The sequence below is a fragment of the uncultured Lamprocystis sp. genome (assembly GCF_903933125.1).
Taxonomy (GTDB): Bacteria; Pseudomonadota; Gammaproteobacteria; order Chromatiales; family Chromatiaceae; genus Thiodictyon.
The window spans coordinates 1-18,147 of sequence record NZ_CAIZIZ010000325.1; the positions used below are offsets into that span (position 1 = coordinate 1).

Consider the following 18,147-nt stretch of genomic DNA (forward strand, 5'->3'; position numbering starts at 1 on the left):
AAAACGACAACGATTACGACAACGACAACGACAACGACAACGACAACGACAACGACAACGACAACGACAACGACAACGACAACGACAACGACAACGACAACGACAACGACCGAGACGCCGAAGGCGCTCCCTAATGTGATCGACTGCTCAGCGCGACGGCACGTAGGGCGCGGGCCCATAGCCCGGCGGGTACCCCGGATAGCCATAGGGCGGTGCCGGCGGGCCCCAATAACCCCAGGGTGTCGGCACCGCCATCGGCGGGGCCTGAGGTCCGCGCGCGGGAGCCGCAGGCGGGCGCGGGCGCGACGCCGTGGCCCGCTCCGGCGCAGGCCCGGAAGGGGCTTGCGCCGCGGGCGCGGGGACAAGCACCGGCGCCGCGGGCGCTGGGGGCGCCGCGGAGACCACCCCGGAGACCGGAGGGGCCGTCGGCACGGCGGCAGGCATATCCTGGGGCACCGCGACCTGAGGCTGCATGTCCTGAGGCTCCCCAACCTGAGGCTCCGCAACCTGGGGCTCCGCGACCCGGGGCTCCGGCACCTGGGTGATGCCGGGCGCGTCGGCGAGGGGCTGGTCCGCAGTGAACGCTGGTTCGGCTGCCGGCTGAGGCGGCAAGAGCACATCGAACCCGGTCATTGCATCGACATCAGCATCAGCATCAGCATCAGCATCAGCATCAGCATCAGCATCAGCATCAGCCGGAACCTGCGGCTCTGGAACAGAACGGCCGCTCATCAGGGTATTGGCGAAGGCCGCCGATTCCGCCGCCGCCACCGGAGCCGGAGCCGGAGCCGGAGCCGGAGCCGCGACCGGCGCTTGCACCACGGTCGGCGGCGGGACCGGGACCGGCAGGGCGACGGACGCGGGACCCGCGGTCGGTGCCGCAGTCTCGACCGCGCGGCCACCGACGATCTGAGGCGGGGCCGACACCACCGCCGACGGGGCCGTCGCTTCAGGGGGCGTCGGAGTCGTGCGCGGATGCAAGGCGCCGACCTCGGTCTCAGGACGCTTGATCGACCCCAGGTAGAGCACGCCAAACACCAGTACCAACAACCACAGCATCAGCCTGGCCCACCAGCCGAGACCCACAACCGCGGCAGACTTCGTCATAATTCGGTGCCTATAAGATAAAAGATGATGACAGCATTGAAGACGGACAAAGGTTCAGAGGGCGCGGCACGGGTGCGCGGCCTCAGGGCGCGCCGGAACCGGCCGCAAGGGCCGCCAGGATCGGCCCCGACCGCTCGGCACAGAAGCCAAGATGCCCTTCGATCTCGGTCATGGTGATCGCTCCCTCCCCCTTGCCCGCGGCCCAGTTAACCACGAACGCGAGACTCGCGTAACACAGACCCAGCTCGCGGGCCAGAGCGGCTTCGGGCATCCCGGTCATACCCACCAGATCACAGCCGTCACGCTCCATCCGCGTGATCTCAGCCGCCGTCTCCAGGCGCGGCCCCTGGGTCACACCGTAGGTCGCATCATCGATCGCGGCAACCCCGGCGACCGCGCAAGCGTGCAACAGGTCCATGCGCAACTCCGGGCAATAGGGATCGGTGAAATCCACGTGAGTCACCGCGACCGCGTCGTCATCATGAAAACTCTGGTCGCGGCCATGGGTGTAATCGATCACTTGATCGGGGACCGCAAAGACCCGCGGACCGAAACGCGCGGTGATTCCGCCGACAGCCGCCAGACCGAGCACGCGCTGCGCACCGCCGACGTGTAGCGCCCACAGGTTGGCCCGATAGTTGATTCGATGCGGCGGCAACCGGTGACCCTCGCCGTGCCGGGGCAGGAACAAGACCCAATGGCCAGCGAGGCGACCGTACACGAGAGGCACAGAGATGGCGCCGAAGGGGGTGTCGAGCGGTTTCACCTCGACAACCTGAAGGCCGGGCAGGCGCTGAAAACCCGAACCCCCAATGATCGCGAGCAGACCCATCAAAACCTCTGGAACGTCACCTGGACAGGAAGGCGAGAGTCTACCTCAGAGACCGCGGAAGCAAAAAAAACCGGCGCCGCCACGAGCATGGGGCGTCGGCACGGTTTATACCCGTCGTTGTTGGTTTCTCGTTTTTCGTAACCCGATGCGTGATGGACAGTAACGAGAAACCGAAAACCCAAAACCGTTCCGTCTAACTGGCGCCGCCGTCGGTCGAACCGCGCGTCGGCAGTCCGAGCGGTCTAGATGCGCGTCTCCTGGAACATCCCGATCTCGACCAGCTTCGGAAAAAGCACCCGCTCCTCACGATCGAGACGCTGCCCGACCATGTCGAAAACCTCATGGGTCTCGGTCAGAAAGTCTTCGTTGAACGTGTAGTCGCAGTTCTTGAGCCAATGCTTGTGATAATCGTCGAAGGTTTTGCGCAACGGCCGCTCACCGCTGATGAACCCCCAAGCGATCGACTTGACCTTGGGATCTTCATGGATCAGCAGGCTGGGGTAGAGTCCGCGATCCTCTTCGGCCAGGTGTCTACGCACTTTTTCGCCGAGATCACAGAGCAACTCAAACGCGGTCTTGGCATTCGGGCGGATGCGCAGTTGATCCTTGGTCAAGATCGAACGCAGATCATCAATCATCTGCCGGAGTTCCGCATGCGTGCTGCGATAACCGTCTAGTGTATACATGAGCCATCCTCCTCGTTATTACTTCGCGAGCGTAAGGGGAAGACACTGCGCTTCCGCGACACCCACGACTCGGCACGTTTTCGAAGCGGTGCCGAACAAAGGTCGGAGCACGCGCGAACGTGTTGGCTAAGAAATACCGCAAAATTGCCCTGGAGTCAAAAAGGCCCTATTTATATCAGAGTTTTATCGAATACCAATCAACAGTCCTCGACGGCCACGGCGAAGACGCCAGGGACGTTTCGAAAGTAGTTCTTGTAGTCCAAACCGTAGCCGAAGAGGTAGCGGTCGGGAACCTGGACACCCACGAAATCGGCTTCACAGACATGGGGCCGCCGCTTCTCCACCAGAACCGCGACGTGTATTCCAGCGGCTCCGTCGTCACGGCAGGCCCGCACGATCGCCTCTAGGGTAACGCCCTCGTCCAGGATATCGTCCACGATCAGCACCTGTTCCCCGCGGATGGCTTCCGTCGGGCGGTAGTGCCAGACCAACTCGCCGCCGCTGGTCGCTCCCCGGTAGCGGCCAACGTGGACGTGACCCAGCCGCAACTGGAAATTCAGCCGGGGCAGCAGCAGGCCGGTGGCGATGACGCCCCCGCTCATGACACAGAGCACCAGGGGGTCGGTCCCGGCCAAGCGCTCGCTGATGGCCTCGGCCATGCGGTCGATCGCCTGCTCCATGGCGTCCTGGGTGATCAGGCACTCGGCACGGTCGGCCACCGCCGTGTAAGTCTCAGGGGAAAGTTTCATAGGTCGATTCACGTTGATGATGGTGGGCGGGTGGGGTCGTCGAGCGCCAGATCGAGGGTCGCCAGGTCCTCCAACAGGGCGACCTGACGCACACCCGCCTGCCAGCGCGGCGCTTCGTGCAATCGCGCGGGTTCGGGGTCACCGCGTCCGTGCATCCTCAACAGGCGTAACTGGCCGGCAGGATCGTGGTGTTCGCGAAACGCTTGGACGATCGCGAGCGCGGCCGGACGATTGTTGCAGATCAGCAGCATGTCACAGCCGGCGCGCGCGGCCGCCTGGGCGCGTTCCACATAGCCGCCGCCGACATCGGCCGCGGCCATATTGAGGTCATCGCTGAAGATGACGCCCGCAAAACCGAGACGTCCACGCAACAGGTCGCGCAACCAAACCGCGGAGAATCCGGCGGGCTCTGCCGCCACGCGGGGGTAAATGACGTGAGCCGGCATCACCGCCTCCAAGCCGTGCTCGATCAGTCGCGCAAAGGGGATAAGGTCATCGGCCAGGAGGTCAGCCAGATCGCGCTCGTCAAGCGGCAGCGCGGTGTGGGAGTCAGCCGCCACCCCGCCGTGCCCAGGAAAGTGCTTGCCCACCGCCGCCATCCCGGCCTGGCGGACCCCGGAGGTCCAGGCCGTGGCCAAGTCGACGACCTGGGTCACCCGCGCACCGAAGCCGCGGTCACCGATCACCTGACTGATCCCCCGATCCAGGTCCAAGACCGGGGCGAAGCTGAAGTCCACTCCCGCCGCCCGTAACTCGGCCGCCATCAACCAGGCCACGTCGGCGCAGGCCGCACAGGCACGCCGCGGGTCGGCGGCATAGAGTGCGCCAAAACGCCCCGCCGCCGGCAGCCGGGTGAAGCCGTCGCGAAAGCGCTGGACCCGCCCGCCCTCCTGATCCACGCCGACCAGCAGGCGCGGTTCCCGCAGGGCATGGATCGCCGCGGTCAAACGCCCCAACTGCTCAGGCGAGGCGTAGTTGCGGGAAAACAGGATGACACCGCCCACGGCCGGGTGACGCAGCAACTCGCGATCCTCGGCGGTCAACTCCGGACCGGCCAAATCCACCATGATCGGACCCAGTGACATCGCTATGCCTCCTGGGCGCAGCACGCGGCCCGACGCGAACCCATCGGGACGATGTCAATCGGGGTCTCGATCGGGGCGTAGACACTGGACTCTGGCATCGGTTGGCTCGCGGCGCGGGGCCGGGGACGATCGCCCGGCGCAAGATCACTTTTTTAACACAGGGCGCTGACCTGGGCCAGCACCCGCAAGTCTGAGCGCCGCATTGCGCCCCGGTTGACCGCCACGTCACGGCAACGGCTCGGCCCGCGTCATGTCGAGCCGGATACCCAGGGGTCCGCGCGGTACCCAGGCCTCGACGATCCCGCGGCCGCGCCGCACCCGCACCGGGACCAATTCTCCGGATTCTCCCTGGGTGGTGCCATCGCGCAGTGCGTCGGCGGCGTACATCCGCTCGCCGGCATAGGATTCAATCAGATCTCCCGCCTGGAGTCCGGCCGCCTCGGCCGCCGAGCCCGGAATCACCGCGGCAACCGCGACCCGGTTGTCCTCACCCGTCAGATACAGATAACGGTCATAGGCAAGGTCGCCGATCTCCTCGCGCAACGGTCGCGGCTCCCCGCCGAGCTGACCCGACGCCTCGCGATAGCGGTCAGTGCCGATCCAGCCTTCGCGCACCGCCCGATCGCGCAGGGCCAGCCGCTCCAGCTCCAATCGCGCTTCCTGCCAGATGATGTCCTCCGCAAGCCCGGCGTCGACCCCGGCCGCAACCAGTGCGCTACGCCGCTCATCGGGGGTTCGCGGCGCGGTCGGGCGGTCCATGCCCGGGTCGCCCGCCGCGATCCGGCCTGCCAGCGTCTGCTCGACCTGGACCAACCGCGCCTGAAGGTCAGCCAGACGCGCCTCGGCGTCGCGCCAGGCGGCAAGCAAGGTCGCGACCCGCGGATCTGCCGTCGGCTCCGGCGCCGCGGCCACGACTGGAGCTGACGGCACGACCGGCGCAGACACGGCCGTGACCTTCATCACCGGTACAGACGCGGGTAGTGCCGACACCGCGGGGGTGCTTTCGGCGGCGGTTGTGCCTGATCGCAAGGCAGGCACCTCGGCGGAGGCGAGTAATCGGCCGTAACCCAAGGCACCGATGAGGGTCCCAGCGACAAATCCCAGGGCAGTGAGAGTCCAAGTGGGTTTCATTAGCTTCTACTTTAGGTCAGTATTGCGGTTCTGAGACGGTACTTCGATAGTCTGAGAGTGTGTCCGCGACCCTTCGGACAACAGGGTGCGGGCGGACGTTCCTTTCTGATCTGTCGGGTCTTTGCGGGCATGACTGTCGCCTAGGCGATCGGTTGGGTTTTCGCCACGTTGCCCCGATGTAGATTGCAAGGCAACTTCACCACGCTTACAACAAAACGGCGCGCCGATTCAGCGCACCGAGTGAGGATCGAGACAGGACATGAATGCGAAATACTTCAACATTTTGCTCTGGGTCGGTGTATCCCTGTGGTTAGTAATGATGTTCAACGGGATGAGCGCGCCCAGTCAGATCGAGGCACGGAACCTGAGCTACAGTCAGTTTCTGAGCGAGGTGTCCGATGGTGCGATCCAAGAAGTACGCATCCAGGATCAAACCATCAAGGGCACCCGCACCGATGGCTCGCGCTTCGAGACCTTCAACCCCGATGACCCCGGCCTGGTCGCCGATCTCCTGAAAAACGGCGTGGTGATTCATGCCGAACCCCCGGCGCAACCCAGTGTCATGGTCCAGATGCTGGTCGCCTGGCTGCCCTTCCTGCTGCTGGTCGGCGTCTGGATTTGGTTCATGCGCCGCAACTCCGGCGGCGGCGGCCCCGGCGGGATCTTCAGCTTCGGCAAGAGTCGCGCCCGTCAGCACGCGGAAGGCGACGTCAAGGTGACCCTGCGCGATGTCGCCGGGGTCGAGGAGGCCAAGGAAGAGGTCGGCGAACTGGTCGACTTCCTGCGGAACCCGCAGAAGTTCTCGAGCCTTGGCGGGCACATCCCGCGCGGCGTGCTGATGGTCGGCCCCCCCGGTACCGGTAAGACCCTGCTGGCGCGCGCGATTGCCGGCGAAGCCAAGGTGCCGTTTTTCAGCATTTCCGGCTCCGACTTCGTTGAAATGTTCGTCGGCGTCGGCGCCTCGCGCGTCCGCGACCTGTTCGAGCAGGCCAAGAAAAGCGCGCCCTGCATCATTTTCATTGATGAAATCGACGCGGTCGGCCGCCGCCGCGGCGCCGGCCTGGGCGGTGGGCACGACGAGCGCGAGCAGACCCTTAACCAACTGCTGGTGGAAATGGACGGTTTCGCTGGCAATGAGGGCATCATCGTCATCGCCGCCACCAACCGGGCGGACGTGCTCGATCCGGCGCTGCTGCGGCCCGGTCGTTTCGACCGCCAGGTGGTCGTCGGTCTGCCGGATCTGGCCGGACGCACCGCGATCCTGGAGGTGCACATGCGCAAGGTACCCCTGGCCGAGGACGTGGTCGCCCGCACCATCGCCCGCGGCACGCCCGGCTTCTCCGGCGCCGACCTGGCCAATCTGGTCAACGAGGCCGCCCTGTTCGCCGCGCGCGCCGGGCTCACCGCCGTGAACATGCAGATGTTCGAGAAGGCCAAGGACAAAATCATGATGGGCGCGGAACGGCGCAGCATGGTGATGTCCGAGACCGAGAAGAAGCTGACCGCCTATCACGAGGCCGGTCATGCCATCGTCGGCCGGCTGGTGCCCGAACATGACCCGGTGCATAAGGTCAGCATCATCCCGCGCGGCCGGGCGCTCGGTGTCACCCTCTTCCTGCCGGAGCGCGATCGCTACAGCATGAGCAAGCGCCAACTGGAGAGCCAGATCTCCAGCCTGTTCGGCGGGCGCCTGGCGGAGGAGCTGATCTTTGGGCCCGAGCATGTCACCACCGGGGCGTCCAACGACATCGAACGCGCCACCGCGATTGCCCGCAAGATGGTGACCCGCTTCGGGCTCTCCGACAACCTGGGGCCGCTGGCCTATGCGGACGAGGAGGGCGAGGTGTTCCTCGGCCATTCGGTGACGCAGCAGCGTCAGATTTCCGCGGATACAGCCCAGTCCATCGACCAGGAGGTGCGGATCATCATCGACCGCAACTACCGGCGTGCGCAGGACCTGCTCAACGCGAACATGGACAAACTCCACGCCATGGCCGACGCCCTGCTGCGTTTCGAGACCATCGACCGGGATCAGATCGACGACATCATGTCCGGCCGGCCGGCCCGCGAACCGGTCGAGGACACCGGACCCACACCCCCGCCCCGCGGCAGCAACCCGGCCACCGGCGGCAAGCCGCTGCCGGAGCCGCCGATCGCCGGACCCAGCGTGCGGGGGATTTAACCGCAGACCGCCGGGGTCCGATCACCCCGGCCCGACCGCGCGCAGCAATCACTAGGGCCGCTCATGCGGCCCTTTTTTCTGTGGCGCGAACGCATCGCACTCACCCACCGACCTCGGGGGCAACGCCACACCTGAAGAAGGGCCACGGCGCCCGCCCCCGTCACACGGCACATCACGTCAGCCACACACGGACAGACTGCCGGCCCCGGCTGACACGCGCGACATCACCCCATTACCCGATACAATGAGGATTCACGCTCGGCAGGCGACCGCCGCTGAGCCTTCTCGGCCCTACGCGCAGCACGCACATCATCAACATGACCGCAGTCCGTACGCGTCGATCCTGGTCCGCGCCCACCCTGGTCCACGCGGTCCTCGTCCTCGCCTGTGCCTGGTGGGTCTGGCTACCCGGGCCGGTGCGCGGGGAGACCGCGACAGCCGCCGACCGCGCCACCGCCGCTGAGACACCCGCGCCGCGCACGGCCGGCGGACCCATCGCCATCCATGGACGCTCGGACGACCCGCGACCACGATCAATGTTCGCGGCCGCGCTCGCGGCCAACCTGATCCTGACGGCCATCGTCCTGGCCGGATATCAGCGGCACCTGCGTCACACCCGCGCCAACCTGCGGACCGCCACAGCCAGCGCCGAGGCGTTGGAACAGCAACTACGGCAAGGACTCGAATCGCTGGGCGAGGCCCAAGAGACCTTTTGGCGTCTGACCGATGCGACCCAGGGCGCGATCATCGTCACCGACGGCGAGGGGCGCGTCACCTACTGGAATACGACGGCCGAGCGGCTGTTCGGCTACAGCGCCACCGAGGCCTTGGGCAGCGTGATCCACGACCGGCTCGCCCCCCCGGAAAACCCGCACCGACGCGCTAACCGACGGCACCCACTTTTTCTCCAACGAAGAAGGTCCGAGCGGCGACCGCTCCCATGAGATCGAGGCCCTGCACCGGGACGGCCGACACATTCCGGTCGAGATTTCCGTTGCGTCCATCGCGCACGACGGCCGCTGGGGGCCATCAGCATCCTGCGTGACTGCTCCGCGCGACGCCTGGCACAGAACCAGATGCAGCGCATGCAGTCGAGCTTCAGCAACGTGGTGCTCAAGAATCATAGCGGCATCCTGGTGGTCGACCGCCAGGGACTGATCCGCTTCGCCAACCCGGCGGCCCAGAAATCGCTGGGGCGCAACGCTGCGCAACTGGACGGACTGCCTTTCGGTCTGCCCAGCATCGGCAGTCAAACGGAACTCGACATCCTGCGTCCGGACGGCAGCTACGGGATCGCGGAGGTCACCGCGACCGAGACCGAATGGGAAGGCCTCCCGGCTTCCCTGATCATGCTGCACGACATCACGGACCGCAAGCGGGCCGAGGACCAGGTCCAGCACCAGGCCACCCACGACACTCTCACCGGTCTACCCAACCGGAGTATGTTCCTGAATTGTCTAGAGCAGGCACTGCTGGACGGGCGCCGCCACCGCGAACCGCTGGCGGTTCTCTTCCTCGACCTCGACCGTTTCAAAGAGGTCAACGACACCCTGGGTCACCGGGTCGGCGACGCCCTGCTCGAGGCGGTCGCCCTGCGGCTCAAGCGCATCCTGGGCAACCAAGACCTGGTCGCACGCCTGGGCGGTGACGAGTTCACGGTGCTCGCACGACGCGTCGGCTCGGCCAACGGTGCCGGGGAACTGGCGGCGCGGATCAGCACCGCCTTCAGCACCCCCCTGGACGCGGCCGGTCATCGGCTCTACTCCCGTCCCAGCATCGGCATCGCCCTGTTCCCGGAGCATGGGAACACGGGGGAGACCCTGATGCGCAATGCCGATACCGCCATGTATGAGGCCAAACGGCGTCCCGGCATCGAAGGCTTCGCCTTCTATCAGCCCGAACAGACGCAGCGCTCCCGCGAGCGCCTGGATCTGGAAACACGCTTGCGCACCATCTTGGCCGCCGGCGGCCTGCGGCTGCGCTACCAGGCGCAGGCCGATCTGCGCACCGGCCGACTGTGCGCTGCCGAAACCCTGATGCGCTGTGTCGATGCACAGGGACGGATCCTCCTGCCCGGGCAGTTCATTCCGGTGATGGAGCAGACCGGCTTGATCCGCGAAGCCGGTGATTGGGCGCTCGGCGCCGCCTGCATGCAAATTCGCGCCTGGCTGGACCAGCAGTCGACCCACGCGGACAGGCCCGCCTGCACCCCGCCGCCGCTGGCCATCAATCTATCCGCCGTCCAGCTCGACGACGCGAACCTCCCCGACCGGATCGCGGAGCTCCTCGACCGCTACCGGCTGGCACCCGATCGGCTCGCGCTCGAGGTCACCGAGAGCGCCCTGATGGACAAGGCCGATCGGGCCCGCACCATCCTCGAACGCCTGACGACACTGGGCGTCAGCTTGCACCTGGACGACTTCGGCACCGGTTACTCCTCACTGGCCCTGCTCGGCGAACTGCCGTTCAGCGTGATCAAAATCGACCGCGGCTTCGTCAGCCAGGTACCCGGGTCCGAAAAGCACATCGGGCTGATCGCGGCCATGATCGCCATGGCCCACCGCCTGCACCTGCGGGTGGTCGCCGAAGGCGTGGAGACCCCGGATCAGTGGGCGCTGCTGCGTCAATTAGGGTGCGACATGGCCCAAGGCTACCTGATCAGCCGGCCGCTGCCGCCAGCGGCGTTCGCGCGGCTCTGCATGGGGCATCGCGACCGCCCGGTGAAGCACGGCTAGTCCCTGGTTCCATCGAAACGGTGCGGGCAACCCGCCGTCGTCATTCCGGCAGGATGCCGATCAGCGCGTCGGTCCCGGCAGCGGCGGCAACCCCGCCGATCCCTGGGGCTCGGCCAGGACAGGCGGCAGTCCCTCCGGCAGAGGCTCCATCCGCGACAGCGCGCCGGGGCGCTCAGCCGCGCGTCGGCGTCCGCCCAAGTTGCGCCCCAGTTCCTGGAGGCGGCCGTCCAACAGCACCTTCCAGTCCTTGCCCTGGGGCAGCAGCGAGACCACCTCGATGCGCTCACTGGGCGACGCGTCGGCAGGGGTCGCGCTGCCGACGGGACCTGGGCCGCCAAGTCCGAGTCGCACCAGCACATGCAATTGCGCGCCCTCGTGCACCACGCCGATGGGTGTCAGGCTCGTGAAGCGCGGGACGGCGTCCGGCTCCCGCACCGCGATCAGCCGGGCGAAACGCGTCAGAAACTCCCTTGGGTCAGCCGCGGCAGCACTGTCATAGCCTGCATCACGCCCGAAGGTGGCGTTCAGGAGGTTGCGGTGACCGCGCACCTGCTCGTCCTTCAGAGCGGGCATCACCAGCGCCTTGAAGCGCGCCATGGCGGCCGGGTGCAGATAGGCCGGGGCGGCGGCAATGCCTTGTTCATTCAGCGCGTTGAGATAGGCCATCGCGACCAGGATCGCGGCCTTCGTGGTGGCGGCGTCCACCACCGTCGGTCCGCTCGCGGTCACGGCCGGCGACGGCGCCGCACCGGACCCGGCGGCGGCGTCCCGCACCTGCGTGTCGGATCGTGCGGCCACCGGCGTTTGATCAGACCCCGACCGACCGGCCGCCTGGCCGGCATCGACCGCTTGGACGCCACCATCCGGCACTCCCGTGGCCTCCGCCGCCTGAGTTCCAACCAACGGCAGCATCAATAACCCCAGCAGGGGCAGCGCATAGCTCAGCATGAGAGTCTCTCCCGGCGATCGATTCACTGGTGCGGACAGGGCTGGTTCAACTCGACCCATCGGCCGGACGGTTGGCGGCCGGACGGTTGGTCATCTCCGGCGCTGCGTTCGAATCACTTCCAGAATACCCGATCCGCACGCTCTCGCGTCCGGAGAAGCACCTACACAGAAACCTGGTGCACCTTGACAAGCACCCGTTTAAGCTTAGAATACCATCCATATGGATGGTTAACAGATGTTCTTTGGATGGTGCATAACGAAAATGAGCGTACACGATATTCGTCCTAAACTCAGCGACACCGAGAAGATCACGATCAATCTCGGACCGGTCGATCTCGGCCAGATCGACCTCCTGGTGCAGGAGGGCTTTTACTCCAATCGCACCGATCTGATTCGTACCGCGATCCGCAACCAGTTGGCCAAGCACGCCGATTCGGTTCACCAGACGATCGCCCGCAAGAGTCTGGTGCTCGGGATGCAGCATTATTCGCGCGCCGATCTCGAGGCGGTGCAGCGGGCGGGAGACCAACTGCAGATCCAGGTCCTGGGTCTGGCCAGCATCGGCACCGATGTGTCGCCGGAACTGGCGCTCGCCACGATCGAATCGGTCGTGGTCCTGGGCGCCCTGCACGCCAGCCCCGCCGTCAAGAGCGCGCTCGCCGGGCGCATCAAATGACTCAAAAACAGGAAAATCGCTATGAAGATCAATGCAAAGATGCTCTCCGGAATGCGCGAGGCGATGGCCCGACTGCAGCGGGACGGTCCTGCCGCCGCGACCACCAGCATTCAGCAGACACTCTTTGACCTGATGCCGCGCGGCACGCCGGGTGAACGCGATCCGGCGCCCCGCGGCCACGGCGACGCGGCCGGCGCGCTTGGCGGATTCGTCCCGGACCTGCTGGCCCGCTTGGGGCTCAGCACGCCGCCGGATGGGTCGCGCTTCCTACGCCCCGCCTTCGCACCGCAAGGCGCTGCGCAACCGGACGTCGACGCACCTGCATCGGGCGAGTTTCTCGCCGGCGGCTATACCAATCAAGCCGGTACCCGTGACTACAAGATCTACATCCCAAGCGCCTACGCGGGTCAGGCGCTGCCGCTGGTGGTGATGCTGCACGGCTGCACCCAGGGTCCGGATGACTGCGCCGTCGGCACCCGCTGGAATGCCATCGCCGAGGAATGGCCCTGTCTGGTCCTGTATCCGGCGCAATCATCCGCGGCCAACCCGACGCGCTGTTGGAACTGGTTCAATGCGGATCATCAGCAACGTGACATCGGCGAGCCATCCCTGATCGCGGGGATGACGCGTGAAGTGATCGCGAACTATCACGCCGATCCGGCACGGATCTACATCGCCGGCCTGTCTGCCGGGGGCACCATGGCCGTCACGATGGGCACCCTCTATCCGGAACTCTATGCCGCGATCGGCACGCACTCCGGCGTCCCCTATGCGGCAGCCAGTGACTTGCCGTCGGCCTTGGGTGTCATGCAAAGCGCGGGCGCACCGACCGCGACCCCAGCGGGAGCGGGAACGCCGATCATCGTGTTCCACGGCGACCGCGACCAAACCGTCCATCCGCGCAATAGCGATCACATCATGAGCCAGTGCGTACCGCCACGAACGCGTGCACAGACGCAGACGCGGCAGGCCGAGGGGGCTGAGCGTACCTATACGCAGACGATTCACCAGGGACCCGACGGCGCAGTGGTCGCGGAGCACTGGCTGGTCCATGGCGCTGGTCATGCCTGGTTCGGCGGCGACCGGCGCGGCAGTTTCACCGATGGCACCGGACCCGATGCATCACGTGAAATGATGCGTTTCTTCGCGGCACATGCGCAGCCCAAGGCGGCGCTTGCCACGGCCCGGAATGAATCCGAACAGGGTTAGGAACCGTTCACCACCATTCGGGAACGCCTGCGTCTCGGTCGTTGTTCAATTTATCGGAGTCTCCATGAACCAACCGCTGGTACTCGCGTCCACCTCACCCTTTCGGCACGCCCTGCTGACGCGGCTGGGCCTGCCCTTCATGACCGACTCACCGCAGGTCGATGAAACCCGACGGCCAAACGAGCCGCCGCAGGTCATGGTCTTGCGCCTGGCGGAGGCCAAGGCGAACGCCGCGGCCCTGCGTCACCCGGACGCCATCATCATCGGCGCCGATCAGGTTGCCTGTATCGACGATCTGGTGCTCGGTAAGCCGGGCAACCGCGAACAGGCGATCACCCAACTGGAACGAGCCTCCGGACGCACCCTGGTCTTCCAGACCGGACTCTGTCTGCTTAACGCCATCACCGGGCGCACCCAAACCCTGGTGGAACCCTTCCATGTGCACTTCCGCCCGCTCACGCGCCGCCGCATCGAGGCCTACCTCGATCGCGAACAGCCCTATGACTGCGCCGGGAGCTTCAAGTCCGAGGGACTGGGCATTGCGCTCTTCGCCCGCCTGGAGGGCGACGACCCCAGCGCACTCATCGGTCTGCCCTTGATCCGCCTGATCACCCTGCTGGAGTCCGAGGGGCTGGACCCCTTGGGGGGTAACGAGTCAACAACAAGTTAAACACGAACACAGTCGTTGTCGTTGTCGTAATCGTAGCGCCGCGGACCCTCTCGCACCGCGAGGCTTCACTGTCCGAGTCCGGTTTCGGCTGACAACACACGCGTACCCCGAAGTGGTCTCATGGATTGCTTCCAAGACGCTGATCAGCGAAGATTTCACCCTGCGTCATTCCGGCGCACGATCAGCGATCTAAGGCTCGGGGGGGAGTACGGACCATGGCTGCGGCTTCATCGAACACCATCTCGCCACGCGCGTGGCGTCGGCACTGGCTAGCTTATGCGGTTGGGGGCCTGACGCTGACCGCCATCCTGGCCTTGGGAGGCTGCGGCGGGGGCGAGAATCAGCGCGACGACACCGGCGGATACGAGCCCCCGGCAAGCGGTTACCGCACCTCGGGTGAATTTCCGGTCCCGTCGGAAATTGAGCCCAACGTGGACTTCTGGCGCCATGTTTACGGCATCTGGAGCCGCAATCAGGTCGCCTTCCACGACGACGAGCACATGGGCGTGATCTACGAAGTGGTGCGTCTGCCGGAAGCGGGCAGTGACGGCTACACCGAATCGCAGAAGGGCTTTGTCCGCTCCCGCCAGCAGTACCACGAGGACCGGGTGCGTGACCTGGAGCGGCGGGTGACCACGAATCAGCCGCTGAGCGCCCAGGATAAGGAACTTCTAGCCAAATTCGAACGCGCCGGCGGCACCCGGGCACTCTATGGAGCCGCTGAGCGGGTGCGCAGCCAACGCGGCCTGCGCGAGCGTTTCCGCCGCGGCATGGAAATCAGTGGACGCTACGAAAAGTCCTTCCGCGAGATCATGCGCTCCGCCGGCCTGCCGGAGGATCTGGCCTACCTGCCCCATGTCGAGTCGTCCTACCAAACCAACGCCCGTTCCAGCGCGGGTGCCGCCGGGGTCTGGCAGTTCATGCCGGCGACCGGACGTGTTTACATGAAGGTCAACAACGTGGTGGATGACCGCTACGACCCGATCATCTCCGCCCAGGGGGCGGCTCGCTACCTCTCCGAGGCCCACAACCGCCTGGGTAGCTGGCCGCTGGCGGTCACCAGCTACAACCACGGTCAAGGCGGCATGGCGAATGCCAAGGCCCAGCACGGCTACAATTTCGGGCACGTCGTCCGCCACTATAAGGGTAAGTATTTCAAGTTCGCCTCCCGGAACTACTATGCCGAGTTCCTGGCGGCCCGCGAAGTGGCCGGTAACCCGAGCCGCTACTTCCCCGAGGGCGTGGCCTACGAAAAGCCCTGGTCCAGCGACCGACTGGTGCTGCGCGACAGCATGCCGGCGGACCACGTGGCGCGGCATTACGGAGTCTCTACCGCCAGCCTCGCCGGCCTGAACCTGCATTGGCGGGAACCCGCCCGTGACGGACGCGCCAACCTGCCCGCGGGCACCACGGTGTGGCTGCCCGGCGGCAGCATGAGTCGGGTCGCGAGCCAGCCGCCGTCCTATTCCGGATCGGCGCTGGCGTCACGCACCGCGCCGCCGCCGACCAAGACCGCGGCGACCGCCATGGCCTTCCAGGCGGTGAGCGCCAAGCCGATCGCGACGGTCGCGTTCCGCGAAAGTGCACGGATCGAATCCGAGGACGAACCGCGAATCGCCAAGGCTGAACCCAGGACGGCAATGATGGCACAGCCGGCTCCCAGGCCCCACTCCAAGGTCGCCAAGACTGCGCCCAAGTCCCTACCGGTCAAAGAAATCCAGGCCAGTCCGCCGCCCAAGGCCGCGAAGGCTGAGACCAAGACCGCAAAGACCGATGGAAACAAGGCGAAAGCCGCGACCAAAACAGCCAAGGCAGAGGCGAAGCCAACGAAGACCGAGCCCAAGGTCGCCAAGGCGGCGGCCAAGACCACCAAAGAGGCGCAAACATCCAAGTCCGGGGGCACGCCGGCCAAGGCGGAGCCGAAGACCGCGCAGGCAGACAAGTCAGCCAAGACCAAGGTGCACGTCGTCAAACCCCAGGAGACCCTGTTCCGGGTCGCCAGCGGCAACGGACTCTCGGTCGCAGAACTGCGTAAGCTGAACAAGATGGGACCCAACGACAACAGCATCCGCCCGGGACAGAAGCTCAAGGTCGGCAGTTGATCCAGACCCCCGGCCGCCGGAACGGCTGCTGAGCCGTTCCCCGCCGCGCGTGCGCGTGGTGCGCTCGCGGCGACCAGCGAGGCACTGCCATGGCACACGCAACTGAGGCAACCGTCCCGCGCCTGGACGAGACGTCCTATCGGGACTACCGTCTGGTACCGGTTTACCGGCATACTACAGCCGTCCAGCGCGCCGCGGCCATCGCCTTCTGGTTCAAGCACAGGGCGCTGACCGAGTCCTGCCTGGCCGAACGCCGCAGCCATGAACTAGTCTACCTGGCATTGGCCGAGGACGAACGGATTGCCGGACTCACCTCGGTCAGTCTGGGTCGGCGCGGGACTGACCGACGTAGTATCTATGATCTGCGCATCTTCATCGCGCCCGATGATCGGGTCGCCTATCTGATGCGCGAACTCACCAATCGCACCCGTGATCTACTGCGCGAAGACAGCCGCACCACCCCGGCGAGCGGGATGCGACTGGTCGCCGACAACCCAAAGCTGCATCGACCCGGTCTGCGCCGCTATCTTGAACGCCAAGGCTACTGCCCGCGGGGCCGCAACCGCCATGGCATTGACCAGTGGTTCGCCGCCTTCGATCCAGATCCTCCTCCCACCGACTCCGACCAAGGACCCCCCCATGAAGCCCATGCCGCTGCAACTGCGCAAAGACCAGGAGCGCCGTCTACTCGCCGGACATTGCTGGATCTACAGCAACGAGGTGGACACCGCGGCCACCCCCTTGAAGGATCTGGCGCCCGGTCAGGCGGTGGAGGTCCGCAGCGACCATGACCGCTGGATCGGCCACGGCTATGTCAATCCACACTCGCTGATCTGCGCCCGGCTGGTCAGCCGGGACCATGCGCGTCCGCTGAGCCCGGCACTCTGGGTCGCGCGGCTCCACAACGCCCTGGCGCTGCGCGAACGGCTCTACCGACGCCCCTTCTATCGCCTGGTCTTCGGCGAAAGCGACGGCCTGCCGGGGCTGATTGTCGACCGCTACGGCGACCTGCTCTGTGTCCAACTCACCACGGCCGGGATGGAGCGGGTCCGCGGCGAGATCCTCGCCGCCCTGGAACAGGTGCTGCGGCCCAGCACCATTCTGCTGCGCAACGACACGCCGATGCGCGAACTGGAGGGCCTGACCCAGGGGGTCGAAGCCGTTCTGGGCGATCCGGCGGACGACCTGATCCTCACCGAACAGGAAATCGATTTCCAGGTCGCCCCGCGGAGCGGCCAAAAGACGGGCTGGTTTTTCGATCAGGCGGAAAATCGCGCCCGCCTGGCCCGGTTTGGCGTTGGCGCGCGGGTCCTTGATGTCTGCTGTTACACCGGGGCCTGGGGACTGCGCGCGGCGGCCCTTGGCGCGGACGAGGTCACCTGCGTCGACAGCTCACTGAACGCCCTGGAGCGGGTCGCGGCCAACGCCGAGCGCAATCATCTGGGCGAGCGGGTTCACCCCGTCCAGGGCGACGCCTTCGAGGTCCTGCGCGGACTGCGCGACGACGGGCGGCTGTTCGATACGGTCATCCTGGACCCCCCAGCCTTCATCAAGCGCCGTAAGGACGAGAAGGAAGGTCTTCAGGCCTATGCCAGGCTCAACCGGCTCGGCATCGAACTCCTGGCGCCGGGCGGGCTCCTGGTCACCTCCTCCTGTTCCTTCCACATGGATCGTGACACCTTCCTGCGTACCGTCGGACAGGCCGGTCGGCGGGCCGGACGCTTCCTGCAACTGCTGGAGACCGGTCAGCAAGGACCCGATCACCCGGTGCATCCGGCAATCCCGGAGACCGCCTATCTCAAGACCCTGTTTCTGCGCGTGCTGCCGGGCATCTAAACCGCGCCCAGCGCGGTACGCGATGTTTTTGGATGGGATCGGCTCCGGCAGATTCGACGATTGCTGGAGCTGGCGCGGTTTACAACGCGACATTGTTTCCAACCAGCCGGTTAGCTAGAATTCCGTTAGTCGTTTCTAGTTCAGGTGCGCCCTGACACACCCTTCAGGATCCAAACCATGCCTGATCGCTTAGCCCAGA

The 18,147-nt window shown here is 65.9% G+C and carries 15 protein-coding genes; 8 read left to right on the forward strand and 7 right to left on the reverse strand.

Annotation, left to right across the window (positions count from 1 at the left end; translation table 11 throughout):
* Positions 1-147 precede the first annotated feature (147 nt).
* From QZY03_RS16785 to QZY03_RS16810, 6 genes are all read right to left on the reverse strand, one after another.
* On the reverse strand, positions 148-1,107 hold the full coding sequence (locus QZY03_RS16785) for a hypothetical protein (RefSeq protein ID WP_295583044.1): 960 nt from the start codon (positions 1,105-1,107) through the stop codon (positions 148-150).
* Positions 1,108-1,189: 82 nt separating this feature from the next.
* A complete protein-coding gene (locus QZY03_RS16790; protein WP_295583045.1) occupies positions 1,190-1,939 on the reverse strand; it encodes an S-methyl-5'-thioinosine phosphorylase in 750 nt (249 codons plus the stop codon).
* A 242-nt stretch (positions 1,940-2,181) separates the two neighbouring features.
* Positions 2,182-2,625 (reverse strand): hemerythrin domain-containing protein, encoded by a 444-nt coding sequence (locus tag QZY03_RS16795; RefSeq protein ID WP_295583047.1) that lies wholly within the window; start codon positions 2,623-2,625, stop codon positions 2,182-2,184.
* 197 nt (positions 2,626-2,822) lie between these two features.
* Positions 2,823-3,374 (reverse strand): hypoxanthine-guanine phosphoribosyltransferase, encoded by a 552-nt coding sequence (locus QZY03_RS16800; protein ID WP_295583049.1) that lies wholly within the window; start codon positions 3,372-3,374, stop codon positions 2,823-2,825.
* 8 nt (positions 3,375-3,382) lie between these two features.
* Positions 3,383-4,459, reverse strand: a complete 1,077-nt coding sequence (gene nagZ, locus QZY03_RS16805) for a beta-N-acetylhexosaminidase (RefSeq protein ID WP_295583051.1) — start codon at positions 4,457-4,459, stop codon at positions 3,383-3,385.
* Between the two features lie 225 nt (positions 4,460-4,684).
* Positions 4,685-5,590, reverse strand: a complete 906-nt coding sequence (locus QZY03_RS16810; protein WP_295583053.1) for a PDZ domain-containing protein — start codon at positions 5,588-5,590, stop codon at positions 4,685-4,687.
* Positions 5,591-5,849: 259 nt separating this feature from the next.
* Here QZY03_RS16810 and ftsH point away from each other — a divergent pair, with 259 nt between their 5' ends.
* The 3 genes from ftsH to QZY03_RS16825 all read left to right on the forward strand — a co-directional run bounded on the left by ftsH (position 5,850) and on the right by QZY03_RS16825 (position 10,507).
* Positions 5,850-7,772 carry an ATP-dependent zinc metalloprotease FtsH gene (ftsH, locus tag QZY03_RS16815; protein ID WP_295583055.1) on the forward strand — a complete coding sequence of 641 codons (1,923 nt, stop codon included), beginning with the start codon at positions 5,850-5,852 and terminating at the stop codon, positions 7,770-7,772.
* A gap of 317 nt (positions 7,773-8,089) precedes the next feature.
* Positions 8,090-8,716, forward strand: a complete 627-nt coding sequence (locus QZY03_RS16820; RefSeq protein ID WP_295583057.1) for a PAS domain S-box protein — start codon at positions 8,090-8,092, stop codon at positions 8,714-8,716.
* A gap of 141 nt (positions 8,717-8,857) precedes the next feature.
* Entirely contained in the window at positions 8,858-10,507 is a 1,650-nt protein-coding gene (locus QZY03_RS16825; RefSeq protein WP_295583059.1) for an EAL domain-containing protein, read from the forward strand.
* 60 nt (positions 10,508-10,567) lie between these two features.
* Here QZY03_RS16825 and QZY03_RS16830 read toward each other — a convergent pair whose 3' ends face one another.
* Positions 10,568-11,455 (reverse strand): hypothetical protein, encoded by an 888-nt coding sequence (locus QZY03_RS16830; RefSeq protein WP_295583061.1) that lies wholly within the window; start codon positions 11,453-11,455, stop codon positions 10,568-10,570.
* A gap of 262 nt (positions 11,456-11,717) precedes the next feature.
* Between QZY03_RS16830 and QZY03_RS16835 the strand changes: the two genes are divergently transcribed.
* The 5 genes from QZY03_RS16835 to QZY03_RS16855 all read left to right on the forward strand — a co-directional run bounded on the left by QZY03_RS16835 (position 11,718) and on the right by QZY03_RS16855 (position 17,948).
* Positions 11,718-12,131, forward strand: coding sequence for a CopG family transcriptional regulator (locus tag QZY03_RS16835; protein ID WP_295583063.1), 414 nt, complete (start codon positions 11,718-11,720; stop codon positions 12,129-12,131).
* A 21-nt stretch (positions 12,132-12,152) separates the two neighbouring features.
* On the forward strand, positions 12,153-13,340 hold the full coding sequence (locus QZY03_RS16840; protein ID WP_295583065.1) for a PHB depolymerase family esterase: 1,188 nt from the start codon (positions 12,153-12,155) through the stop codon (positions 13,338-13,340).
* Between the two features lie 64 nt (positions 13,341-13,404).
* Entirely contained in the window at positions 13,405-14,010 is a 606-nt protein-coding gene (locus tag QZY03_RS16845) for a nucleoside triphosphate pyrophosphatase (protein WP_295583067.1), read from the forward strand.
* A 215-nt stretch (positions 14,011-14,225) separates the two neighbouring features.
* Positions 14,226-16,112, forward strand: coding sequence for a transglycosylase SLT domain-containing protein (locus QZY03_RS16850; protein WP_295583069.1), 1,887 nt, complete (start codon positions 14,226-14,228; stop codon positions 16,110-16,112).
* Positions 16,113-16,751: 639 nt separating this feature from the next.
* Positions 16,752-17,948, forward strand: a complete 1,197-nt coding sequence (locus QZY03_RS16855; RefSeq protein WP_295583071.1) for a class I SAM-dependent rRNA methyltransferase — start codon at positions 16,752-16,754, stop codon at positions 17,946-17,948.
* Positions 17,949-18,147 lie beyond the last annotated feature (199 nt).